Annotated in this window: 29 protein-coding genes and 2 pseudogenes; 9 read left to right on the forward strand and 22 right to left on the reverse strand. The window is 31.6% G+C overall.

The window, feature by feature from the left end; translation table 11 throughout:
* The first annotated feature begins 17 nt into the window (after positions 1–17).
* Positions 18–356 carry a RidA family protein gene (locus F8162_RS01415; protein WP_151582844.1) on the forward strand — a complete coding sequence of 113 codons (339 nt, stop codon included), beginning with the start codon at positions 18–20 and terminating at the stop codon, positions 354–356.
* Positions 357–1076: 720 nt separating this feature from the next.
* On the opposite strand, the gene F8162_RS01420 is transcribed toward F8162_RS01415, so the two are convergent.
* The 5 genes and pseudogenes from F8162_RS01420 to F8162_RS01445 form a co-directional block, all read right to left on the reverse strand.
* Positions 1077–1892, reverse strand: a complete 816-nt coding sequence (locus F8162_RS01420) for a YwqG family protein (protein WP_151582846.1) — start codon at positions 1890–1892, stop codon at positions 1077–1079.
* Positions 1893–2104: 212 nt separating this feature from the next.
* A pseudogene (locus tag F8162_RS01430) lies at positions 2105–3241 on the reverse strand (alpha/beta hydrolase).
* A gap of 79 nt (positions 3242–3320) precedes the next feature.
* Positions 3321–3686 (reverse strand): hypothetical protein, encoded by a 366-nt coding sequence (locus F8162_RS01435; RefSeq protein ID WP_151582848.1) that lies wholly within the window; start codon positions 3684–3686, stop codon positions 3321–3323.
* Between the two features lie 249 nt (positions 3687–3935).
* Complete coding sequence (locus tag F8162_RS01440) at positions 3936–4307, reverse strand: YxiJ-like family protein (RefSeq protein ID WP_151582850.1); 372 nt, start codon at positions 4305–4307, stop codon at positions 3936–3938.
* 12 nt (positions 4308–4319) lie between these two features.
* Entirely contained in the window at positions 4320–5171 is an 852-nt protein-coding gene (locus tag F8162_RS01445) for a patatin family protein (protein ID WP_151582852.1), read from the reverse strand.
* A gap of 179 nt (positions 5172–5350) precedes the next feature.
* Between F8162_RS01445 and F8162_RS01450 the strand changes: the two genes are divergently transcribed.
* Entirely contained in the window at positions 5351–5728 is a 378-nt protein-coding gene (locus tag F8162_RS01450) for a PH domain-containing protein (protein WP_000522465.1), read from the forward strand.
* Between the two features lie 121 nt (positions 5729–5849).
* On the opposite strand, the pseudogene F8162_RS01455 reads toward F8162_RS01450, so the two are convergent.
* The 5 genes and pseudogenes from F8162_RS01455 to F8162_RS01475 form a co-directional block, all read right to left on the reverse strand.
* Positions 5850–6323 (reverse strand): annotated as a pseudogene (locus tag F8162_RS01455) (GNAT family N-acetyltransferase); the annotation flags it as partial.
* A 1-nt stretch (position 6324) separates the two neighbouring features.
* Positions 6325–6846: a YfiT family bacillithiol transferase gene (locus F8162_RS01460; protein ID WP_151582856.1), complete on the reverse strand. Its 522-nt coding sequence runs from the start codon at positions 6844–6846 to the stop codon at positions 6325–6327.
* Between the two features lie 16 nt (positions 6847–6862).
* Positions 6863–7390 (reverse strand): GNAT family N-acetyltransferase, encoded by a 528-nt coding sequence (locus tag F8162_RS01465; protein WP_151582858.1) that lies wholly within the window; start codon positions 7388–7390, stop codon positions 6863–6865.
* Positions 7391–7452: 62 nt separating this feature from the next.
* Complete coding sequence (locus F8162_RS01470; RefSeq protein ID WP_151582860.1) at positions 7453–8775, reverse strand: FAD-dependent oxidoreductase; 1323 nt, start codon at positions 8773–8775, stop codon at positions 7453–7455.
* A 62-nt stretch (positions 8776–8837) separates the two neighbouring features.
* Positions 8838–9617, reverse strand: a complete 780-nt coding sequence (locus tag F8162_RS01475) for an undecaprenyl-diphosphate phosphatase (RefSeq protein ID WP_151582862.1) — start codon at positions 9615–9617, stop codon at positions 8838–8840.
* A 132-nt stretch (positions 9618–9749) separates the two neighbouring features.
* On the opposite strand from F8162_RS01475, the gene F8162_RS01480 reads away from it, so the two are divergent.
* Positions 9750–9956, forward strand: coding sequence for a hypothetical protein (locus F8162_RS01480; RefSeq protein ID WP_151582864.1), 207 nt, complete (start codon positions 9750–9752; stop codon positions 9954–9956).
* A 51-nt stretch (positions 9957–10007) separates the two neighbouring features.
* Here F8162_RS01480 and F8162_RS01485 read toward each other — a convergent pair whose 3' ends face one another.
* The 4 genes from F8162_RS01485 to F8162_RS01500 form a co-directional block, all read right to left on the reverse strand.
* Positions 10008–10388 carry a nucleotide excision repair endonuclease gene (locus F8162_RS01485; protein ID WP_076538045.1) on the reverse strand — a complete coding sequence of 127 codons (381 nt, stop codon included), beginning with the start codon at positions 10386–10388 and terminating at the stop codon, positions 10008–10010.
* Between the two features lie 77 nt (positions 10389–10465).
* Positions 10466–11029, reverse strand: coding sequence for a GNAT family N-acetyltransferase (locus F8162_RS01490; RefSeq protein ID WP_151582866.1), 564 nt, complete (start codon positions 11027–11029; stop codon positions 10466–10468).
* A gap of 39 nt (positions 11030–11068) precedes the next feature.
* Complete coding sequence (locus F8162_RS01495) at positions 11069–11641, reverse strand: hypothetical protein (protein WP_151582868.1); 573 nt, start codon at positions 11639–11641, stop codon at positions 11069–11071.
* 74 nt (positions 11642–11715) lie between these two features.
* The gene (locus F8162_RS01500; RefSeq protein ID WP_151582870.1) at positions 11716–13146 is read right to left on the reverse strand and encodes a PQQ-dependent sugar dehydrogenase; all 1431 of its coding nucleotides are present in this window, start codon (positions 13144–13146) and stop codon (positions 11716–11718) included.
* Positions 13147–13282: 136 nt separating this feature from the next.
* On the opposite strand from F8162_RS01500, the gene F8162_RS01505 reads away from it, so the two are divergent.
* Positions 13283–13540, forward strand: a complete 258-nt coding sequence (locus tag F8162_RS01505) for a hypothetical protein (protein WP_151582872.1) — start codon at positions 13283–13285, stop codon at positions 13538–13540.
* Between the two features lie 138 nt (positions 13541–13678).
* Positions 13679–14128 carry an NUDIX hydrolase gene (locus F8162_RS01510; protein ID WP_151582874.1) on the forward strand — a complete coding sequence of 150 codons (450 nt, stop codon included), beginning with the start codon at positions 13679–13681 and terminating at the stop codon, positions 14126–14128.
* A gap of 404 nt (positions 14129–14532) precedes the next feature.
* On the opposite strand, the gene F8162_RS01515 is transcribed toward F8162_RS01510, so the two are convergent.
* From F8162_RS01515 to F8162_RS01550, 8 genes are all read right to left on the reverse strand, one after another.
* On the reverse strand, positions 14533–14721 hold the full coding sequence (locus F8162_RS01515; RefSeq protein ID WP_151582876.1) for a hypothetical protein: 189 nt from the start codon (positions 14719–14721) through the stop codon (positions 14533–14535).
* Positions 14722–14897: 176 nt separating this feature from the next.
* Entirely contained in the window at positions 14898–15566 is a 669-nt protein-coding gene (locus F8162_RS01520) for a DNA alkylation repair protein (RefSeq protein ID WP_151582878.1), read from the reverse strand.
* 465 nt (positions 15567–16031) lie between these two features.
* A complete protein-coding gene (locus F8162_RS01525; RefSeq protein ID WP_151582880.1) occupies positions 16032–17147 on the reverse strand; it encodes an NAD(P)/FAD-dependent oxidoreductase in 1116 nt (371 codons plus the stop codon).
* A 126-nt stretch (positions 17148–17273) separates the two neighbouring features.
* Positions 17274–17927 carry a YdeI/OmpD-associated family protein gene (locus F8162_RS01530; RefSeq protein ID WP_151582882.1) on the reverse strand — a complete coding sequence of 218 codons (654 nt, stop codon included), beginning with the start codon at positions 17925–17927 and terminating at the stop codon, positions 17274–17276.
* 158 nt (positions 17928–18085) lie between these two features.
* The gene (locus F8162_RS01535) at positions 18086–18853 is read right to left on the reverse strand and encodes an arylamine N-acetyltransferase family protein (RefSeq protein ID WP_151582884.1); all 768 of its coding nucleotides are present in this window, start codon (positions 18851–18853) and stop codon (positions 18086–18088) included.
* Between the two features lie 138 nt (positions 18854–18991).
* Complete coding sequence (locus tag F8162_RS01540) at positions 18992–19516, reverse strand: MepB family protein (protein ID WP_151582886.1); 525 nt, start codon at positions 19514–19516, stop codon at positions 18992–18994.
* Between the two features lie 82 nt (positions 19517–19598).
* Positions 19599–19967 (reverse strand): DUF4180 domain-containing protein, encoded by a 369-nt coding sequence (locus F8162_RS01545; protein WP_151582888.1) that lies wholly within the window; start codon positions 19965–19967, stop codon positions 19599–19601.
* A gap of 202 nt (positions 19968–20169) precedes the next feature.
* Positions 20170–20862, reverse strand: a complete 693-nt coding sequence (locus tag F8162_RS01550; RefSeq protein WP_151582890.1) for an HAD family hydrolase — start codon at positions 20860–20862, stop codon at positions 20170–20172.
* A gap of 441 nt (positions 20863–21303) precedes the next feature.
* Here F8162_RS01550 and F8162_RS01555 point away from each other — a divergent pair, with 441 nt between their 5' ends.
* From F8162_RS01555 to F8162_RS01570, 4 genes are all read left to right on the forward strand, one after another.
* Positions 21304–21969 (forward strand): response regulator transcription factor, encoded by a 666-nt coding sequence (locus tag F8162_RS01555; RefSeq protein WP_151582892.1) that lies wholly within the window; start codon positions 21304–21306, stop codon positions 21967–21969.
* Positions 21962–23434, forward strand: a complete 1473-nt coding sequence (locus tag F8162_RS01560) for a sensor histidine kinase (RefSeq protein ID WP_151582894.1) — start codon at positions 21962–21964, stop codon at positions 23432–23434. Before F8162_RS01555 ends, F8162_RS01560 begins: the two co-directional genes overlap by 8 nt.
* A gap of 327 nt (positions 23435–23761) precedes the next feature.
* Entirely contained in the window at positions 23762–24298 is a 537-nt protein-coding gene (locus F8162_RS01565; RefSeq protein ID WP_151582896.1) for a DinB family protein, read from the forward strand.
* A gap of 184 nt (positions 24299–24482) precedes the next feature.
* Positions 24483–24665, forward strand: coding sequence for a hypothetical protein (locus tag F8162_RS01570; protein ID WP_000273229.1), 183 nt, complete (start codon positions 24483–24485; stop codon positions 24663–24665).
* Positions 24666–24948: the final 283 nt, after the last annotated feature.

Genomic DNA, 24948 nt, shown 5'->3' on the forward strand with positions numbered 1-24948 from the left:
AAAAGGAGAGAAGGATCTTGCAAAAGAAATTTATCAATCCAGAAACGTTGCCACCAACTTTTGGATACTCGCATGTAGTCGAAATTAGTAACGCAAAACGAACAATTTACATATCTGGGCAAGTAGCAATAAATACTAATGGTCAAATAGTTGGTGTTGGTGATTTAGCTACACAAATGCAACAAGTATTCGAAAATATTAAAAGTGCATTAGAAACTTTGGAATTACAATTTAATGATGTAGTAAAATTAACATTTTTCTTAACAGATATTCCTCAAATGGCCATTGTTAGAGATATACGAGATCAATACATAGATACTAAAAATCCACCAGCAAGTTCAGCTGTAGCAAACTAATTTTAAAAACTTATTTGTAATCATATCAATACAATTCGTTTACTGCGTTCATTTTAAACGAATTGTATTTTTTATTAATTAAAATCTAATTTATCTCCGAAAATATTATTATCAATAGCGTATAAAACGAGTAACTACACAATCAGTCACACATTACTAATTCGGTGGAAAAGGGGATAATAATAACTATAACTAACAATTAATAAGTTAATTATTTTTTACAGTTAACATAATATATATTATAGGCAGTTATAGAAACAAAGCGATATCAGGTATCAAAAACCAAGTAAACTATACTTAATGAGACGAAACGGAGATTTTTAGTGAGATTCACACAAAATCGTATCTAAACGAATTTCTACAGTTTTTATCGTTTTTATTTGTTATAAATTCATCACAGCAAATCTTAATCAATAATCACTTAAGATTTAACGAATCAAAAACATTTTTCATCGGCAAGAAATTTTTATACAGAAAAATTATTTCTATACACAATATAAATTTATATTTTTATTTTATGTGTTACTTTATGAATTTATTGCTATTTGCACACGTTTTACAACTTTACATTATTTGTTGTTATTTCTGTTATTTAGGCTTGACTTTCATTTCACTCATTGTTCTTCATTCTAGTTAACATAACGTTTATTTTTAACATAAAAAAATCTCCCTCACCTTCAGGAAGATTTTTTAGCTTGCTAGTATTTCATTTATAAGTTTTTAATAACAATCCCAATTGTAAATAACATTGGAGAAATCTAGATTTAATAAATCGTCTTTCTTTATAAAGAAATTAGCAACACCAGAATCTCCCCACATAATATTTAATGAATCGTCTGTATCGATTTGTAGCAATAATATGTCATGATGCTCATATTTTACTTCCCATTCCCTTGGATCTGTCTGTGTGAAAAATGGATAACCGCCTATTTTATGCCCTTGACTTACATATATATCATCATACAGTTCGCCTAATTCTGTACTATTTTCTTCATCAACAATTTCTTCCCAATCAACTTCCTCACTAAACATCTTTTCAAATCGATAGTCACTTGATGTTACTGGTTGATAAGCTAATTCAAATTTCAATTTCGCTGCTTCAGGTATGATAAAGTCCTCTAATTCTAAAGTGTTTAAATAACTAAAATCAGTAATAACCTTATTTAAATCTTCTATAATTGTAGAATGATAAATAATTCGAAAGTCTTTTTGGGTTGTTAGATGGTCAAAATCTGCTCCGTAAAGCTCATCATCAGCACTTACAAAAAACTGTAACATTCCCTCTTGAGGCATATATTCAACATGCGGTATTTCTTCAAAGTTTAGCTGCGCAAGTAACATCATAGGTTGTCCATTTGAATCTTTAGGATGCTCTTGATCTATAGGTAAATACGGATAACCACCAAACTTACTCTCAAAAAGCGTTGTCTCTGCTAATGTTCCAGACACGTTAATATATGGTTTCACACTTTCTTCTAAAATAGTACGATATTGCTCTAGTTTTTTCGGAATTTGAAGTTGATACGTATTCTTCATTATATTTGCCTCCCTTTAATAATGAATTGAAAATGCCTTACTTAATTATATAGCAAAAGATAGCTTCATTGAAAATCGTTAAAAATCCGTTTTCACCCTCATTTTTTGCGCACTTGGTGGACAAAGTAAATTATGTTCTAATACCTTTTTATTAATAGTGTGTTTTTTGTAAATTCCAATGCTCTCAACCCGTCAAACAACTTTTCTCGCCATCAAATACCGTCATGACCGCCTTGGAACTCTTCATAAGTAATTTGGTGTTCTTTTTCTTTTAAAGCTTTATACAGGCGTCTATTAGCCGTTAAAAGAGGTTTGTTTTCAAGCTCTCCTGCTGCAATATAAAAATTGGGTTGAGTCCTATTAGAATATATAGATGAAATTTGATTTTCAAACCAAGGAATTTGATTTTCATACCCATCCTTTTTCCAATGTACAGATCCAGACATTGACAACACGTTCCCGAAAATATGTGGATTTTGAAGCGATGCATAACAAGCTGCTAAGCCACCAAGACTGAAACCGGCAATTGTTGTATGTTTTACTTATTGATGCACACGATACTTCGCCTGAATCCACGAAAGTAATTCCTCGGTTAAAAATGCATTCATTTTATCGTTATAAGTTAGCTCTTCTAGCCGATTAACTGGATCTATAGCAACAGCAATACACGATGGAATTTCTTTTTCGTAAATTAAATAATTGAGTGTTTTTGCAATTGAAAGGTTATTAATGAATGAATTCCCATCAAATACAATGAGAAGTTCTTGAAGATGTGAAGTGTGAGAATAATCATGAGGCGTATAAATATGAATTTTACGTTTGTTATTTAAAATCAAACTATGAAAAGAATATGTTTCAATTCTGCCAGATGGATAATGGTTTGAAGGAAAACGACTACTATACTGCACTTCCATTCCTATGTTTAATACAGACGCTTTATTGGCATCTTCTCCAAATGTATTTCCATTAAATTGGTCTTGTTGATACTGCTCACTACGCTTTATCCAATCATTTTCGAAACCATCGTTTACTGAAAAATAGTACGTCGAAATAAAACTCTTATCCGTCCTAAACGTTTCATACCAAATATCTGTCTGTAACAATCGTTTTAATTGATTTACAGACAGATCCCAACCAGGAAAACTGCCGAATACATAAACGTTTTCGGTTTTTCTGTCCCCTAACCAAATATACGTTATAAGCCTATACTGACTATCTACAGGACATTGTTCTATTAATGGCGTACTATTCGACTTTATTTCATGTAAAAAAGTATAAAAAGCTTGTTCATTTCCATTCTTTAATTGATTATTAAGCTCCTCTAACTTAGGACTAATTATTGAATTCACCCACCTTTCTCCTTTGTATTTCTTTTCACTAGATTGCTTTTATAAAATTTAGGATTAGGATGTTATGTATTTAGATGAGTTATTTATTAGAAAGTTTATCAATTGCCTGAATAGAAAGTTCTAATGCTTTTATCCGTCTTGTTAAAAGTGTTCTTTGAGGACTTCCAGCTTTAGACTTATCATAGGCCCTCTCTATTGATGGAAGCAAACCAGCAAGGACATTACGAGCTTCTACTAACTCTTCTTGACTATACTGGTGATTTTCTTGATTCCAAACGTTTTCTAGTGCTGCTAATCCTACGCAAACTGCTTTAAGTCGTTTTTTCACTAATGTAGTATTTGCACCTTTTTGAGTCATCTGCGATAGTGCATTTTCAAGTTTACGAATTGTTGATTGTAAAGATTTTATTGATTCCAATTTATCTATATTTGATACGTTTTCCATGTTATTGTTGTCCCTTCTCGCTTAATAAGCACTTGATTTCACTCGAAATATTTTAACATAAATAACTAACGATATTCGAGTTGGACAATGCATTAAAGGAAAACAATCGCTAAACGCCTCTCCTCCCTTACTTCATTCTATAAGTACTTCTTTCTGCACATTAAAATCCCTATTTAAAGAAGGTATAAAATATTGTCTTTTTTATGAACAAAAAAACGCACAAGCATCATAACTTGTACGTTTTTATTTTTATTCAGTAAGGTAGTATAGTAATAGTTTCCTGGTCTTCTCAAAATTCATGAAATCTCTATTCAAAATGGGATACTTCACAATTTCTATTTCTAGAAAGTGATATTGTGGAAACCATTCAAAGAAGGATTTCTTTAGCCACTTTATTTGATCAAACACAATCTCCTTTTCATTATTATTAAGTATGTAACTTAGAGTACCTGCTGTATGCATCCAATAATAATTTAAATCAACGCTTATGCAATCATCTTCAGTAAACATATTATTAAAATCTTTTCGTATTTTTCGAAGGTCACAATTCGGAAATGGTTTAAGCAACAGACTATGCATTTCCTGCAATTCATTAAAAATAACCTTTTTACCTAATAGCAAGTTTCCACCCCTTTATTTCTCTATCCAACTTAATAATTTTTCATAATGATAATGAGCATCTGTATAGCCAAGATTATATAAATTAACGAGTTTTTCTTTATTTCTTTCTATTCCGCTTATAGGAAGTTGCACGCTAGGCTGAATAACATAAAAATTATCTTTTTGTCCTATTTGATTCATATAAGATATCGTCTCATTATAAAAACGATAATGTTCTACTAATGATTCTGCAATATTCGGATATTTTCTATATAAAATTTTAGCTAGTCCAGAAAATTTATTTCGCTGCTTCTCATATCCTTCTGGCTTTGTCATAATAACAACGTTCTTTTGATAACCATCAGTTTGCGCTTTTAAAACCGGTATAGGATCGATAATTCCTCCATCAAGCAATTTTCGATTATCATATTCTACAGCAGGCGCTATAAACGGGACAGAGCTTGATGCACGAATGATTTTTAAAATATCATTTCCGTGTTCTATTTTATTGTAATAGACTGCTTTGCCTGAATCACAATCAGTCGTTCCTATAACAAACTGTTCACTTGAGTTTAAGAAAGTTTGAAAATCAAATGGAACAATATTATTAGGAACCTCATCAAATAAAAAGTCCATTCCAAATAATTCACGTTTTCGAATCAAATTTCGATAAGATATATATCGGTGATCTGATACTAACTCTGTATTTACTTTTTTATTTCTTCCTTTTTGGCGCGATAAATAAGTGGCTCCCATACATGCCCCAGCGGATACGCCGACTACATACGGAAAGAATAAGTTCTTTTCCATAAAATATTCGAGTACTCCAGCAGTATATAACCCTTTCATTCCTCCGCCCTCTAATACTAAACCGATATTATTCATGTTTTATCCCTCTGCTTCTTTTTTCTTACTTACATGTTAGCACAAGATTTTAAGATGAGGTTATATAAAATAATTGCAAAGATAACCAGAAACTACTAAAGTAATCTCATAACCTCTTAGTAAATTGCATGGTACAATATAAGTAACACAATCCACAAATAACGGAGGAGGAATTTCCGATGGGTTTATTTAGCGGTATTTTAGGAAATGCATCAAATGCTAGTACAGAAAGTGTAGAACGTGATTTAGAAAAGATTATGCTAGACGATGAGAAAGTTGAGCATGCTTATAAATTAATTCGTGATTTAATCGTATTTACAAATCGTCGACTTATTTTAGTAGATAAACAAGGGATATCTGGTAAAAAAACAGAGTATCATTCTATTCCTTATAAAAGCATTACACAATTTAGTATTGAAACAGCTGGACATTTTGATTTAGATGCTGAGCTTAAAATTTGGGTATCTAGTTTGAGTACGCCAATTACGAAGGAATTTAAAGGTGACGATAGTGTTTTAAGCATTCAAAAAGCGTTAGTAACATATACGACGAAATAACGACTTTTTGCATCTTTATTCATTTTTAAAATTACTAACCCGAGTAATTTGGAAGAAAATGCATCATTTTTGTATATTTAATCTTAATTAACATAAAAAGGTAAAGCGTATTCCAAATGCTTTACCTTTCTTTTTTATAATAAATTAGTGTAGTTTTATCATTTAATTTCTTTATTACTTCTGTTCTTTTATACCCCATTTTTTCGTATAGAAAACAATTTCTTCCTTCTTCTAAAATTGTAGCAAGTTCAAAAGTTTGTGCTTTTGGAAACATCTCTTCAATTAAAATAAGTACCCTCTGAGCGATTCTTTTCCCTTGATAGTTTGGATGAATAAACATAGGACTGATCCAAAATTTATAAGGTATTTCTTTTTGGGATATACAAATCGCTCCAACAAGGTTAGATTCTATTATCATCTTATAATAGTTACTGCTAGTATTATTTATCCTTAAAATAGTTTTTTCAATAGATTCATTTGCTGGATTTGTTTCATAGTCTTTATATTTATTTAATAAAGGGGTAAATGAGTCTATTTGCATTTGAAACAAAGTTGCTGCATCATTTTCTGTCGCCTTCTCTAAAGTAATCTCCATGTTACCAATTTAGTCGATTTCTTAATGAAGTTATATGAGCTGTATGATGACGTCCATGCCATGCATATAGTCCAATTGCAGCAGCAAGTTTTGTTTCACCAGTATCTGGATGATTAAATGTTTTTTCTAGATCTTCAAGTTCTAGAGAATATAAAAGGTTAACCCATCTTTTGTGCAATGACTCTAACATTACTAGTGAAACATCTACTGGTAATTTAGAATCAGGTAATTCTGCCCACTTCTCTTCTTTATACGGTTTAATAGTTGGGTTCTTTTCTGTTAGTGCTAATTTAAAGCGTATGTAGCTGTTCATATGGCTATCAACAACGTGATGTACAACTTGACGAACTGTCCATCCACCAACTCGATACGGTGTGTCTAACTGCTTCTGATCTAAATCTTTAATTGCCTTTGTTAGTTCATTAGGTAAATCTTCAATTTCTTGAATCCATGTATCAATCATTTCTTCAGTTATAGGACGTTTGTATGTAAATTGCCCAATTGGATAACGTAAATCATTCATGTATAAGTCCCCCTTATTATAAGCGCGAAGTATTTCTCCATATATAATGTACAAACTTCACATGTTCCCCGTTTAATTCTACAGATGTTGTATCTGCTTCGTTATGATAAGAAGAAAATCCACTTTTTTCTAGTACAACTTGTGATGCGAAATTATTAGAAGTTGTTTTAGCATGAACTTCATTAATTTCATTCATTTGTGCTACGTCTAAAACTAATTTTACAGCTGCTGTTGCAACTCCTTTTTTAGTAAACTTTTCTCCGACTCGATAACCTAACGAACTGCTTCGATTTTCCGCATCTATATCTACTAAATTTATTCGTCCTACAATTTCTTTTTCTTCATTACGAATTAAATAGAAATAAGAATCTCCATCCGCTTGTTCTATTAATAAATCATCTAGTAGTTTTTGAAAATATTCAAAATCAAAATATTGCGAGCCACGATTTGGTACCATTGTTTCAAAAAAAGATTTATTCGTAAGTTCAAACGTAAATAAATCTTTCGCATCGTGTTTCTTTAATTGTTCTATGTATATTTTCATCTCGCTTACCCCTTCTATATATACTAACTGTTATATATTCTTTTTAATCGATTATTTTCCTGCTATTTCTTTTGCTTCAATAACACTGCAAGTAGCACTTTCGGATGAAATAGGTGAAATGGACTACGCATTAAATTCATTACTCTTACCAATCGAATATAAACGTCAGAATCAGTTGCAGATAGTTGATATATTTGTTTCGTATACCATTGCTGAAATTTTTGCTTCATCGTTAATTCTCTTTTTAGCTGAGGATGACGTGATATTTCTGTTGTAGTCATTTCCCAAGGAGTTTGTATGATATGAGCAGTCTTTTTATAAAACTGCTGTGTAAATGCTTTATCAATCTTTTGTCTCCTTTGTAAAAGTAACTGCAATTGGTGGGCTTCCATAGCAGCAACTGAAACACCTTGACCAAAAACAGGATCAAAACGACAATGTGCATCCCCGACTACTAACAATCTTTCGGGTAAATTATTCACTAAATCAAATCGCCGGTGTACTTGATACGGAATTTTGTAAGTTTTGATATTTGAAATTGCCTCAGCTTTGTTTAGAAAATCCGTCACATTAGTGATTGATAGATTTTCAGCGAAGGTATAAAATTCATCATCAGTTTGTGGTGCTTTCTCATTTGCATATCCGCTGAAAGTAACAAAATATCGATTATCCTCAATCGTTTGAATAAGAACGCCATACGGATTGTCAGGGAAGCTTGGAGACATAAGCATATTACAGCATTCTAAGTTCTCATTTTCTTTAAGTTTAAACATTCTAGTTGCGTAAAATAAATCAATACGCACTTTCTCTTCTTGCACTTCGAAATTGTATTCACGTAACCAAGCTATACTTTTTGAACCAAATCCACTTGCATCAACAACAATATCTGCTTTAATTTCTTCTTGCGTACCAGTCTCTAAACATTTAGCTTTTACTCCATATACTTTGTTAAACTTCCCATCTACTAATAAACCTTCAACTAATATTCCAAATTTAGTGGTAATATTTGGAGTTTGATTTATTCGTTTCTGTATATGCCATTCAAGCAAAAATCTACTTTGTTGAATCATATGTACTTCTCCTATGAATGGCTGTTTCCATAAACCGAATTGATGCCATTTTAAGTCACGAGTAAAGTTATTTACGATACTACCCGCTTCAATTAATTCATTAGTGATAGTAGGAAACAATTCCTCAATAGCTTTTTCTCCACCTTTTAATAACACATGAGGATGATTACTTTGCGGAACTCTTTTTCTCGAAGACTTTCCATCCCATCTTTCACCAGCTTCTAAGATAATTACTTCTTTAAAAGTAGTTGATAATGCTTTTGCTGCGAGTTTTCCTGCTATACTTCCTCCTATAACAATAGCCTTATTAAACATATTTGCCCCCTTAATGAAAAAAGACCCTGCCTTGTATGAATGAAACAGGATCTGTTACTAAATTAAAACACATGAGTATATTGCAACGTTAAAATTAAAATACCTAATCCCCATACGTAATACGCGAATACTTTTAATGAGTGACGTTTTAAATATTGAATCATCCATGAAACAGCTATGTAACCAAAAAACGCTGCTGATAATGTGCCGACAATTAAAGATGTACTAGAAATAGATTCTGCTTTCCCTTGATAAACATCTGCTAATTGCAAAATGATAGCTCCGACAATGGCTGGAGTTGATAATAAGAAAGAAAAGTAAGCAGCAGTTTCACGGTCTAACTTTCTCCATAATGCAGCGACAATTGTCATACCAGATCGAGAAATTGCAGGGAAAATAGCTACAGCTTGAAATGAACCGATGATAAATGCATCTTTATATGTAATGTCATCCATTTTTTTACGACCATTCTTTTGTTTGTCGGCCATGTAGAGAAAGAATCCTGTCACTAAAAACTCCCAACCAATCGTGATACCTGTTTTTGAAATATCCTCAAAGAAGTCTTTAAATAACAATCCGATTACAACTGCGGGTATCGTCCCGACAATAAGTAGTAGCATGAGTTTTGAAAATGGATTTTTAATTAAATATATAAATTCTTTTTTGTAATAAATAAACACCGCAAGTAAAGTTCCAATATGCAGCATCGTATCTAAAAACAATCCCGCTTCATCTAATTGAAACAAATGTCTTCCTAAATAAAGATGACCTGTACTACTTATCGGTAAAAACTCTGTTAAACCTTGTATGATCCCTAATATAAAAGCTTCTAACCAATTCATGATGGTCCCCTTTCATGTTTGCTTGTACCAATATATGAAGGTTAAATTTTCGATATGAAAAAAACTATTTTTCTCTATGAATTTACTTTTCTTTTATGGATATATATGTAAAAAGAGGTAAGGAGGGTTACTATGTGGCAACATACAAAATTCGGCAATGTATTACTTTGGGCAGGACCTATCTTTGTGTTTATAGGGTTGTGTATGACAAATGTTATTTCAGATATTCCTTTTTTTGAAGGGAAACATAAAATACTTGGAATTATAATATTATTTATAGGGCTTTTCTGTTTAATTGCTGCTAATCATTTTAAAAAAGGAGAAAGAAATGAAGAATGAAACAATAAAAAAACAATCCCAGTATAAATGCTAGGATTGTTTTTTTATTACTTATTTATAGAACACTTTATCAACGTTATATTTTGCTTTATATTCATTAATGATATATGTTTCGTAAATTTCTCTTTCTGTCGGATCTTCTACGATACATGCATCAATACGGTATACTTCATCACGGTGATTTTTAATTGGTGAAACATTGTCTTCAAAATGCTTCTTAATACGTTGTCTAATTTTACGAGCTTTACCTACGAAAAGAAGTTCGTCATTAATATTGTAAAACATAAAAATGCCGCCTTTATCTCTAGGGAACAAGTGGAAATCGATAAAACCATTAATTGGAGTGATTATTGGCTCGTCTCCTTTAATAACTTGTTTACGTTCAGTAATTGAAACATCAGTTTCAGGAATATTAATTTTAATCAAGTTCATTCACGTCCTCTTTTATTATAAAGATAAATAATAGCATACATATGTAAGAAAAGCTACGTTCAGAGGCATATTTCATTTTATAATTCAAATATTATAGGTGTATCATGTAAACTCTTCTTCCAAATCATATGATCACTTGATTCGCCCCAATAAACCTTCAGTACATAACTAGGTTCTCCAAACTTCTTCGCCCATATACTTTGCGCCGTTTTGTATCCACTATCTAAACAGTATTCCGTTATCCCTCTGCTAAGTAACGTAATATACATGGCGTTTAGTAATAAATTACCTATACCATTTCGTTGATATTCAGGTAATACAAATACTGTTCCTATTTCATATAAATCTTTAAGAACACCACCTGTACAACTATGAATCAAAGTACTTGCTGGACCGATTTCAATTGTTCCAATGATTTTATCGTTACTTGTATTAATTGCTAATAAAAAGTAACGCCTTTCTCCATTACTCTCCAAATCATTTTTCAAATACTGCTTTTTCGTATGTATTTCATTTTCTATGTCATCCAATAATTGTGATAACCCTTCATTTTTAAACGTATCAGTAATAACAAGACGAAAAAACAAATTTAATTCATCTACATCATCCGAATTGGGTCTTCTAATTTCAATGTTATACACGACCTAAATCTCCATTCTTTTATAATATAAAAGGAATTTTTAAGACCAAACTTTATATACTCTATTCAACATTATTCTACAAAGGCCTGCATAGACCCAACAATATAGAAAGCTCATTATAAATATCGATAATATAATTTTTATATCCAAAGTTGTATGAACGGTAGGACCTAATACAGGAAAGCGAAAAATATCAAGAACGATCATATTACCTATAAGTAGACAGATCGCTGAAAAGGCAACCACCAAAATCCTCCTCTTGAATTGTATAAAGGATACTCCTAACGCTATACCCAATAAACCAGTAGTAAAGGGAAAGACAATGAGTTCACTTGGCTCAATAATAAATAAGAGGAAAATAGTTAAAATATAAGAGAATATTCCCTCCCGGATAGAATAACAAATAGCTAGAAAGATTGGCAGCGTCGCAAATGGACTAATAAATAACCCAATACCAGGGATTAAGTTCCCTGCAGATTGAAAAATAGCAGCAAGTGAACCGAGTAATGCTGTAATGACTAACCTCTTTGCGGGCGTCATCTTTCTTTTCTGAACCAAATTCGTTTCATTCGCATTCATCGGTTGATACCAATAATTTCTGAAGTGATTCATTAAAATCCCCCTAAAGATATCTAATTATGCAGTGGACGATTGTATAATGAATAATTCCGAGAGTGTCTATCATATTAAGGAACGATTTCAAAAATAGTACCTTTGTTCAAATCAGTTACTTTCATAGAACCGTAAACTCCTAAATATAATCTAGTTTGATCTAAGTTTGTTCCTAAACTCATAAAATAAGCTGCTTGTTCACCGAAATCATAATAGGTTTCAATAACATGAAAGTCAGTATGTTTACCATGCGTACCAGCTCTAGAAAAAGCTAACGCACCTTTTACTGAAGACTGCGATTTTTCTTTCTTAGCAAGATCAGTAAACACAATGCTACCAGTCAAACTAGGAATGGCAGTTCCCATATACGGTTGAACTCCAGTAAGGGAAGTTCCTTCAAATTTATCTGGTCTGGAACCTTTATGATAATAATTAATTAGAGGCTGTATGCGTTTCACTGAAGTTTCTATAGTTTCATTATAATAAGCCATTATTCTCTCATCTAAAGTAGGATTCTCAGAACAATGCCTTATAAAAGAAGTAGGTAATTCTCCTTCCCATCCTCTCCAGCCAAAATTAATAAATCCATATTGATTAGGAGTATCTCTCATTAAATGGGCTTGAACAAGTTCGGTAACTGGTATTGGTTTGTATTGAACAAAAGAAAAAATAGACTCTACTATATCCTGTCCGACCTGCCCGACATATTTGATATATTGATTATAAAATCTTTGAAATGAAATACCGGTTATATTGCGTACGCCTTTTGCAACTAATGTAAGAATTTCTTGAATAGATAGAGGAAGTTCATTAAAACGTGTAACTACTGGAGGATTATTTATGGACGTATTTTTACTTACATCGATTTCAAATATTTTACCCGCTATTTCTAAATCATCCTGGCTTAAATTAAACGGATCATAACCCGATCCACCGTCTCCATTTGTAAAAACAAGTTTTCCAGTCTCTGGTGAAAAGTTTAAAGTATTTACGCCGTTATGATTAAAAAATGGGCGTTTTATATTAAGTATTGTTCGTCGCTTTTGAGGTTGCCTGTTTGATTGTAAAATCCATTCTTCAATTGTATCTATATGATCGTATTGAGTATCTCTATTTGTCCACTTTAAATTTAATGTTTTCGGGTCACAAGAATTTGGTTTAAATTGTTCCGAAAGCGTACCTGGTCCTTGAGTACCGGCTACTGAATAATGAAGATAAAATAATCCGTTATCATTAAATTGTGGATGGAACGCAAGCCCTAGTAATCCGCGTTCATCATAACCGCTACTAGAAACACCTTCTTCAAATGTGCCTAATTTGATAATTTGCGGACGAATATTTAAAAATGTCTTTATAACTCCGTCTCCTATGTAAAAGACCTCTCCTAATTGGGTTGCAATAAATAGTCTTTCGGTTGATTCACCTGGAAGTATAGCTGTTTTTATTACAGTTGGTAGATTTATGTTGTGCACAATTGGTCGTAAACTAACCTTCACTTTTGTCAATTATCTTTACACCCCTTTGTATTCTTTTTTTAGAAGAATATGATTAGAGAAGACATATTAGTATTAAATAACTCGCATTCCTTTTTATTACAATTTTGTATATAATATAATTATAAATAAACTAGGGGGACTACTTATGACACCTTTACTACAAATCATCTTACCACTTGTATTTGCACTATATTTATTTACCCTCTATCGTAATACGACTATAGGAAAAGCTGCATTTATTTTAGCGGTCATGATAGGAATTTTCGGTGTAGAGAATATTTTTCAATATGCTAGTTTAACAGATCATGCTGTTTATCCATATTGGGGAAGTTTGAAGGCTGTAATCTTTATTTTATCAGTTGTGTTTTTATTCAAAAGAACCCCCACTCCATATAGTAATTGATCGTTAGCATTTCGGAGAAAAATCACGCTAAGCAAATCTCGACAAGAAAAAAGTTGTTTTTCCTCGTTATGATTAAACATGTTTATGAACAATTAATTATTCATATTTATTTAATACATATTTTCGGGAGGTCATGCAATGAGAGCGCCATATCAAGTATTGATATTTCCTTATATAATAACTGATAATTCTATTCAATATGCTATTTTTAACCGAAGTGATTATGGTTATTGGCAAGGAATAGCTGGTGGTGGAGAAGATGGTGAGACACCTACTGAATCAGCAAAACGGGAAGCGTTTGAAGAGGCTGGTATTTTAAGAGAAAATCCCTATATAAAATTAGATTCTGTTTCTTCACTACCAGTAGAGGATGTAGTTGGAGAATTTCTTTGGGGAGAAGATGTTTATGTAATAAAAGAATTTTCTTTTGGAGTTAAAGTTCCTACAAAAAATATTTCATTATCCAAAGAACACTGCAATTATAAATGGTTATGCTTTGAGGAAGCAGTAACGCTTTTGAAATGGGATAGTAACAAAACCGCTTTGTGGGAATTAAACAAGAGGCTATTAAAACAATTACAGTATTAGCTAACAAAGCCGTTAGTGAAATAAGAATTAAACAACTTCAAAAACTTTGCTACGCTTCATAAGCAGCAAGGTTTTTAATTTTTCTAATTCCCAATTAGGTGTAAGTATAGAAAAAAATATGAGACATACTAAATAACTAACTATAAATTTTTTCATTTTCATCCCCTCTGTAATTTAATATGCTATCTACATTGTATGACAGTTCCCCTTACTCTAATATGCATAAAAATCACCTTACCAGTATTTTGCGAAGGCTATATTCTAAGACGTTTTTTAAATCAAGGGTTTTATTTATATTCTTTTAATTTCGCTATTTTCATATAGAATATTGTTATCTGATCAGACTATAAAGAGACTGATATAGTCAGTTGTATAAAATTTAGTTATTTCACAGTTTATTTGTATTATGAAACAAACTCACATTTCAAGCTATTTCGATTTACTATAATATATTTACCTGTTGATTTATTCATTACTTGAGACACTTCCTTGGTATGTGTTACCTCAAACCAATCATTTTGTATATCCACCAATAATTTTATTTCTACATCACTTTTCCCATATTTTAAACCACTATAAGATACTTTCGTCATTGTAATCGTCCCTTTCTTAGTAATTAATATGTGTCATTTAATCTCTTTTTATATTACTTATTTCTATAATACTATACATTATTGAGATGCATAGTATTATAGAAATAATACAATTATTGAGGCATTAAATTCCTTTATTTTTTGCATTAAACCCTAATAAATTATTTAAAGGTAACTTAATCATTATGTCGTTTGTTAACTTCAATCGTAATGAACTCCGGCAAATAGCTGGGAGTACATCCTTTTGCTACTTTTTCATCTTTGTAAAGACCCGTTTTCTCACCAAGTTTAATACAACGTGCACGATTCTTTTTATCATAAACGCCTATCCAGCCTGCGGCGAAGTTCATAGCCCATTGAACTTCCGGTTCTTCCTGCGCAATATTAGCTTCTATTGCAGATAGCAAGTCTGCGGTGTTATCAGGCGGTGTTTGTCCAGTCCATCTCAATCGCCCTTGATAATACCAAAAAGCTCGCCTTTGAAGAGCCGAAGGACTATTTTCCCATGACTCCATCAATGCAATTTTCTTCTTATCTTTGGTGAGCTGATTAGCCATTAACCAATCCATTAAGTTATTTCGCTCATCAAAAGTGTGGGTCTGCATATCCTTATCAAGCTTATTTAGCACATCTTGTGAAAGAAGTTTTTTGTCCATAATTAAGATTGCTAATAGGCTGGGCAAAAACTCTTCGGTTGACCAAAGTTCCATAGCTAGTTCGTGATCTTTTTTAATGTCCTTCGCGATTTTTCGTAAGTCGCCTAGCTTTGTTTTACCATTGATCTGAGATAGAATGTTTTCTGCTTTTGAAGAGCGTTTTATTTCTGTATCTTTTTTTTCATTCATTTTATACAACTCCTTTATTAAAGCACTGTTTCATGGTATATCCTTGATGGGATATATCATGAACTTAATTTCATTATAAGTCTTATTGCAAACGTTTTTTCATTTTGAGGGAAATTCGTCTCCTTAACTTGATTGCGATGTATGGTGACCCCTAATAATTAAGAAAAAGCTGATTTTATAGATGGAAATAAAAATAAGTCTATGACTTATTTTTACACGTATCTCGGCTGTACCCCAATTATATTATCTCGCCCACCTTTTCATCTAAATATTTCAAACACTCTTCCGTTTTATCTATTTTATATAAATTTCGTGATTTAAATCAATTGTCTTCAATTAACATAACCATCTTATCTGTAGTCAACGATGCATATTTTTTATGGGAGTAATTAAAAATATTAACTTGATGGGTATGTCGTGCTACCCAAAATAAAAAAGATTAGGAGCGAATCCTAATCTTTTTTATTATTCAATTGCACCCGCAACGTCATAATCGTTTAAATCTAATTCTATTGTTTGGCCGAGTGCTAGTTTAGCTAATTCTGATCCTAAATATGGGCCAGCAGTTAAACCAGAAGCGCCTAATCCGTTTGCAACGAGAATACCTTCAAAGTTAGGTAGTGGCCCAATAACAGGTAAGAATCCTGGTGTAAATGGTCTAAACCCAACTCTCGTTTCAAGCATAGTACTATCTTCTAAACCAGGCGCAACTGCTAATGCTTTATGGAATACTTCATGTAAACCACCTGCTGTTACACGGTGATCGAAACCAGTGTCATTCTCATGTGTTGCACCAATTACGACGTGACCATTGTCAAATGTTAAAATATATTGATCGTTTGGCGGCATAACAACTGGCATATTTTCTGTTGCTGTATTTTTAATTTGCAAATGAACAATTTGTCCTTTTTGGAATGTAACTAAGAATTTAATTCCTAACGGATTCAAGATTTCATTTGCCCATGCGCCTGCTGTTATAATTACCTTTTCTGCTAAAATTGTTTCATCGTTTACTGTAACTCCAGTAATACAATTACCTTCACGAACTAATACAGCATCTCCTTTTATAAAAATAGCACCATGTTTTTTCGCAGCACTTATTAATGCGTTACGTAATGATCTTCCATTTACTCGTGCAGCGCCACTAATATGAACAGAACTGTATTCTTCTGATAATGCTGGGAACAACTTTTTCGTTTCTTCAGCTGATAAACGCGTAATTTCACCAATCTCTGGTGCATCTTCACGTCGTTTATAAGCTCGCTCTTCCATTTGATCTAGTTTTTTCTCGTCAGTATGTAAACTAATTGCACCTACACGGTTGTAACCTGTATCCGATTCACCGTCTTCTTCTAATTGTTGAATTAACGAAGAATAGTAACGTGCACCGCCTTTAACGATTTTATACCACGCTTTATTACGACGCTGTGAAAGCCAAGGACAGACAATACCTGCTGCTGCATCAGTTGCTTGACCTAATTGTTGGCGATCCACGATAGTAACATTCGCACCTGCTTTAGCAAGATGATAAGCAGTAGACGCCCCTAAAATTCCAGATCCAACTACAATATACGATTTCATTTCAAACACCTTTTCTCTTTTGCTAATTATTTAAATATAAGAACATACTTTAGTATACTGAAAGGAATCGTTTTTTCAATGTGCTAAGTGTAATTAATTGTTGCATCATTGTGACTTTCCTAACCATTATCTTTTCTTCTTACGGAATAATTCAATTGTTTTATAGCCTTGCGAAAGGATTTCAATCATTTTCTCAAGACGTTTATCACGTGTTTTTTCTTGTTTTACAGAAAATAAATTACGTGCCCAATCTTTTTGATATCCAGGTGTTAAACTTTGATAAAACGTAAGTTCATTTGGATGATTAGCCAATAATGCTTCTACATCTTTAATACGATCTGCATAATCAGCAACACATTGACTCATAGCAGGCGTTTTATTCTCTTTTTTCTTTTCACGCTTTAAGCCTACAACAGTAAAGACATCGTCCATACTTACCATTCGTGCAAACTTAATATCACTCTGTCCTACATACCCATCTTCGCCAACGTTTAATGCTGGAAACATTTCATCACGGTGAATAAACGTACTGTAACGAGAATTACCTTTTTTCGGATACGCGAAGAATATATAGCCTTTTTCAATTAGTAATTCTTCATTACTAATAATATAATTCGTTTGTTTCACCATTTCATCAAGTGTTTCTACAAAAACAAAAATAGCATCGTGTTCTTTTGAAAATGCAGTTTCTTTCCCTGTAAAAATGTCATAATCACTAGGTTCATGAATTACTACCATATTTGTATACTTATTAAGTTTCAATTTATCAATAATTGACATAAAAATCTTCCTTTACATTCAAAATTCATTGCTTATAATTTTTCATACTGTTCTAGTGTATTATATCTAATTAGAAAATCAAACTTTAATAGTTAGTTTCAAATTAAAGTTAATAAAATAGCCGATTCTACATAAGAATCGGCTAGCTATTTGTTTCATCACAACTCAATAGCAAATAAAGTATTTAATAGCTCTCTATATTGATCTTCTGTAATTGCTCGTTTCATTTTTTTCTCGTGTATCATTTCAGTTAAACTCGTATTCGTTAAAGAGACATGGCCAGCGTCCGACAATTTAACTGCAATTGGTCCTTTATTGAAAATAGATTTCTCATCTTCTATTACTCTTTTTTGAACATCATTCACTACTGCCTCATTAATGATACAATTATAAAATGCATGACAAACTTTCCACTCTCCGTTCGCATCTTTTCTTTCTAGAACGAAATTTCCTTTACTCGTATCTTTTCGTCTCACTCGATACGTACCGTTTTTAGAGGAGACAGACTCACCAGTAAAAGGTACAGGGACTAGAGGTACTAAGGAAGCAATACCTACATCCATTAAGTAACGTACGTTATCATGATTTAAAATAATTGTTATATGTCCATCCTCAAGTGCCCATGCGTTTATATCATTTTTATATACGGTACCAAGTGCAAGTTGTACATCATAACCACAATCTTGTAAAAAGTAGTAAAAAAGAGTATTTAATTCATAACAAAGTCCGCCGCGGGATGTATTTAAAATTTTATTCTGTAAATTTTCCATAGTAATTGTATTCGTATTACGTGCTATAACATCTAAATTCTCAAATGGTATAGTGTGTGCAAATGCAAAGAGAATTGTATTTAATTCTTCAAACTTAACTTCAGTACGGTTTGCAATATTCAATCTTGTAAAAAGCTTATGTTGTAAACTTGTCATAGTCAGCACCCCTTAACATGTATAAGTTAAAATAGTATATGTTGATTGTAAATTTGATGGAGTACTGAAACAATGTACATTTCGTTTAACTGTACCGGTACAAAAAGTCTAACTCACAAGATTACATAAGAAAAGAAGCTACGAATACAAATTTAATAGTTTATCTATCGGTAAATGATTATGATCGCTTAAATCAACAAAATATTGAAGTTGCCACATTTGGCTCTTTTTAGCTTGGTTGCTAACAGGGGTATCCCAAATTGGATAAATTCTCATAGCCATCTTTCCTTTTTGACTTTGCGTTTTCAATATTTTTTCTTTAAGTAGAATTCCTTTAGGAAAAATAAATTGTCCTAGTTTATTATCATCAATACAAGTGATAACTAATAAGTCAGGAGCAGCGTCATAAGAAAATGCTTGATTTTGCATATTGTCATCTTTCTCCCAAAAAGAAACAAATTGCCCAATTTTATTAGGGGTCATTTTTGATACTCTAAAACGGATAGTTTTGTTATTTAAGTGAAATAAACAACCCGCATATTCTGCGTTTTGCTGTTCTTCTTTTAGATTCGTGATTATTAAATTGTTAGGTTTGTAAACTAAATTGTTTAAATTTCGGATTGTATCATTAAAATTGTACAAGAAAACTCCCCCTTTATTCATTTCTTAGTTTACCACAAACATTAGTTCTTATATGTTGTAAATAATTTGCTATGTGAAAAAGAGGGATATTTTACTGAGATTATTACTTTAATGTACTTAGTTTTTCAATTGCTTGTTGTTCAGTTGCTAAGTAAAAAATGTCTTTCCCTTTATTGCACTCATAAATAAAATCCTGTAAGCTTTTACTAGTATACATAGAGAAATCTCCAATGATAGCAATCTTTACCTTGTAGTTTATAAACTTTTGAAGAATATCACCAGCAAGGCATGTTTTTAGATCAAAAAAACTTTCGCTTATTAATGATTTGTCAATAATAATATGTTTCGCATCCACCTCATATTGAACTGTTGCCATAATATCCAATGCCGTTTGAACATCGGATATTAGTACCTTCTCATTTCTTATGACCGCAATATTGATTCCATCGATTACTACTTTCTTTATTTCCATAGTCCCACCCCTTTATAATTTACACAGTATGAGTAAAATTGTTTTACAAAACTTCGTATTAATCATAGATTAAATTAGCCGCAGCTATTAAAATCGCCTCTATTTTTTATTGTAAATATATATTTTTTATTACTAATACGGTCAATGAAATTAATGATAGTTTCTCTTTTTTATATTTTCGAATATATATATGAAATTACTTTTACTTGTTATAAAAATATTGTGGTGTAACATAACTTAACAAACTATCCAAAGTATGAATCTCGGCATATGGTTGTATTTTGGTAGTATTCTTGATTTTCTGAGGGTTAAACCACACGCCTTTTATATTTGCGTTTTGAGGACCAGCAATATCCTTTTCTAAATCATCCCCAACAAATAAGGTATTTTCCGGCTGTACATTTAGCTTATTTAATGCTAGTTCGAATATACGGTTATCAGGTTTACTCAATCCCACTTCTTCAGAAATAATGATTGTATCAAAGTAATTGTTTAAATTCGTATTAATTATTTTAGCCTTTTGCCTTTGAGTTGAGCCATTTGTAATAATTCCAACTTTAATGTGCCTCTTTATATGATTTAAGAAATGAATAGTATTTTGGTCTATTGAAAAACATTTAGGGAAATGTTCATTCCAAAAATCTTGGATATAATTGCGTGGCAATCTATATTTCGGCGCGAATTCATCAAATAAAGATTCTATAACTATTGTTTTATCACTAATGCCGTATTCTCTTTTATCATATTCTTTGAATTTCTGTAACATATTGTTTTTGACTGTATCACTAACATCCTCATAACACTTTTCTAAAACTAATAAAAACAGATTATCTACTGCCTTATCTCTATCAAGTAACGTATCATCTAAATCAAACAGCATCGCTTTATAACCCATCAAATAATTTCACAACCTTTCTCACATGATTTAAATAATCCGTAGTTCGCACCTTAGGCCTTTAGTAAATTAGCAAAAAAACTCCAAAGTTTGTGGCGTACGCTCTAGAATTTCGCTGGCTTCTTTTATATTTAAATTCATCTCCCTTCTATTAAAATTTCGAAAGTGTATTTTCGGAAAAAATTAAAAAAATTCACACATTTTACATTATTATACATTATTTTTTCGTAAATATTAATCGTTCAGCATTTTATATGATAAGTTTTTTCAAGCACACAAATATTTCTCCATAAAAAAGGAATATGGGTAATAGTACTTTTTTATGGAGAATACAAAATCTTAAAAATCGAGTTAATACGTTAAACGTCCTATGAAGTTTCCTACTGTATCTCCACATAAACTACAGATAGTACGGCTATAATGACTACCAGAGGTGATATTATGAAAAACTATCATATCCTCGTGGTTGAGGACGATCAAGAAATTCAGGAATTAATTAAACAATTTTTAATGACACAACAATATACAGTGGTAGTTGCTTCAGATGGACTAGAGGGTATGACACAATTTAATAAGCAATCCTTTGATTTAGTTCTTCTAGATGTAATGATGCCCAATCTTAATGGATTTGAAGTTGCTAAAATGATTCGAAATCAGTCAAACATACCAATTATTATGCTAACTGCGTTAGAAGAAGAGGAAGATCAAATGAAAGGGTTCGATCTTGGGATTGATGATTATATAACAAAACCCTTTTCGTTTCATGTTTTAATTAGACGAGTCGAAGCTGTACTTAGAAGAAGTTATGATAAAAATGTAAATAATCATTTGGTATTTAAAGAAGTGCGCATTGATGTTGATGCATATAGAGTATATGTAAATGATGTTGAAATTTTGTTAACGACAAAAGAGTTCGAAATTCTACAACTACTATTTCAAAATGAGAGAAAAGTACTGACAAGAGAAAATATCGTAGAAAAAGTTTGGGGATACGATTATTTTGGGGAAACACGAATAATAGATACACATATTAAAAACCTACGTAAAAAACTAGCTATCCCCTATATTAAAACAATTAAGGGTATTGGTTATAAAGTTGATGAATAAAATTTTAAAAGTCATGAAGATGAAGCAAATTACTTATAAACTCTTTATGACTACATCTCTCATTTTGTTATCCTTTGCAGTGTTAATTTATTTGACTTTATATTTCTTTCTCCCTACGTTTTATGAGCAATACAAAACAGATCAACTGCAAACAGGGATAAAAGATATAATTGATAAGTCCAAAGATCTTACGTTTCAAGATGCGATACCACTTTTTGATGAATACGCAAAAAAAAATAACGCGATGCTTTCGCTTCAAAATAAAGAAGGAGTAATTATTTACTCGCCTTCATTTTCTTTTATTCAAAGTGGTACACAAACAACAGTAGTTACTAAAGCCACACGATTTGAGAATGCAGGTACCATTAGCAATTCATATAATGTTACGGAACCAATTCAATTCCAAGATGGTAGTTTAACGCTTGTGGTGTTCGCAACATTTCAACCGATTGATGAAGCTTCGCAGGTATTAGTGCGCTTTCTCCCCTATATTAGTATCATCGTGCTCGTAATTGGTATAGGGAGTGCTTATTTCTATTCCAGATTTATTACAAAGCCACTTATTTATATTAATGAGGGTGCACAAAAGATGGCAAATTTAGATTTCTCCGAAAAAATTGAGGTTCGCTCTACAGATGAGTTAGGAGAATTATCTAATAGTTTGAATGACATGTCTATTAACTTACAACAAGCTATGTTTGATTTGAAAAAAGCAAATGAACAATTAAAAAATGATATTGAAAAAGAAAGAGAAATAGAAACAAAACGCAGAGAGTTTTTTGCCATTGTAGCACATGAATTAAAGTCCCCTCTTACTGTAATGAAAGGATACTTAGAAGGGATGATATACAATATTGGCCCTTATCAAAATCGTGATCAATATTTAAAGAAAAATCATCAAATTATTGAAAGTATGGAACAACTAGTTCGTGAAATTTTAAGTATGTCAAAGTTAGAACAACACACTTTTAAACTAAAAATAGAAGAAGTTAATCTTTCAAAGTTAATAGGTACAATCACAAAAGATCTCGAATTTTTCGCTTCTCAAAAAAACATCCAAATAATAAAAGAAATTGACTCTGACCTTTCTGTTTATACAGATCGTGTCCTTTTTGAAAAAGCATGTAAAAATATTATCCATAATGCAGTTATGTATTCACCACATAATGAAAAAGTCTATATAAAGTTAAGTAAGGATCCTAAACAAGGTCAAATTAAAATGCAAATTATAAATACAGGTATCAATATTAAAGATGATGATATACAACAAATTTTCAAACCATTTTATCGAATTGAAAAATCTAGGAATCGAAATACCGGAGGAAGTGGTTTGGGGCTATATATTGTTAAACAAATTCTTGAAAGAATAGATATAAAGTATTCTATAAAAAATATGGAACATAGTGTGCAATTTAGCATGAGTATTCCATTATCTAAATACAAAAACAAACAAACTCTCCTTTAAATAGGACGAGTTTGTTTGTTTTTGTAGTAAGTATAAACTGATTAACAGGCTTTTCATTTAATGATATATGCTACTTCTTAAATTACGATTGTCATAAGTAGTGACAAACTGTATTCAACTTAAATATTCACCTTCTACTATAACAGCAAAAAAAGGAAATTCCGCTTAGCAACAAATTAGATTCTCTTATTTGAGATGCATTTCATCTATGAAACTGAAAAGGAAGATGAAAAATGCATATTTGCCTCCATTTTTCAGATTAATTTGGAATTCTTTTATGATAAGCTATATGTAAAGATTAAACATAAAACATAAAGGATGATTCGTATGCAAATAAGACCAAAGATAAGTGAATATAACCCCTATTATGCAACGTATACCAAATTGGTATCAGACGGAAATATCATACATATTCTAGAACAACAAATGAAGGAAACGAATCTATTATTAAAGAGAATTTCTGATAGTGAGGGACTTTTCCGGTATGCTCCTACTAAATGGAGCATAAAAGAAGTAATCGGTCATATAGCAGATACAGAACGTATTATGGCGTATCGATTGCTATCTATCGCTCGAGGCGAGACAGCAGAACTTCCAGGCTATAATGATGATATGTATGTTCTTAGAGCTGCTTTTGATAAGCAATCTATGCAAGATCTTCTTGAGAATTTAATAGTTGTTCGCCAATCTACCCTGTATTTACTTAGGAGCTTAGATAAAGAAGCTTGGTCACAAAGAGGAAATGCGAATAATTCTGAAGTTACAGTTCGTGCATTAGCATACATCATTGCTGGTCATGAGCTTCATCATCTTCAAATTATAAAAGAACGTTACCTTGGTTCTGATGCATATCCAGCAAGTTAATATTTGAAGAAAAAGAATCCTATTTATATAGGACTCTTTTTCAGTATATATAAAGAATTAGCACTTAAAGCCATGGACAATTAAAATTCACCACAGAATATTTAAGTTACCCCCTTTATCAGTACATAATTTTCTTCAGGCTGATATACTATAAACACAATAGTTCTGGAAAGGTGATGATATTATGTATGAACAACAAAATAATAGAGATAGAGATCAAAAAATGATGTTTTCTATGCAGGGAGTTCCCTCAAATAAAATTAACATGAATCAATTACCTAAATGGATTAGAATTTTTGGCTATTGTGCGTTTGGTTGGATAATAGTATTTAGTTTAATTATGATTGTAGGTTTAATTCTGCAATAACTATACAGACACACAGTTAAACGGGACAGCATTTAGATTATATATCTAGGTAATGTCCCGTTTTTTATGTGTGATTATCCCATGATATAGGTAACCAATTATAATAAAAAGAACTTGTAGAGTATCCTACAAGTTCTTTTTATTATATTATTAAAACGGGAACAACAAACTATTTTAACATTCAGTACAGGGAGACCATTTTGATTATGGCTTGATTTTATTATATATCAAATATAAGCTTTTGAAGTAGATGGTTTTTGAAAATTTTGTGAATTAAAAAGCT

Origin of the sequence: Bacillus sp. CH140a_4T (genome assembly GCF_008923725.1) — a bacterium.
GTDB lineage: Bacteria > Bacillota > Bacilli > Bacillales > Bacillaceae_G > Bacillus_A.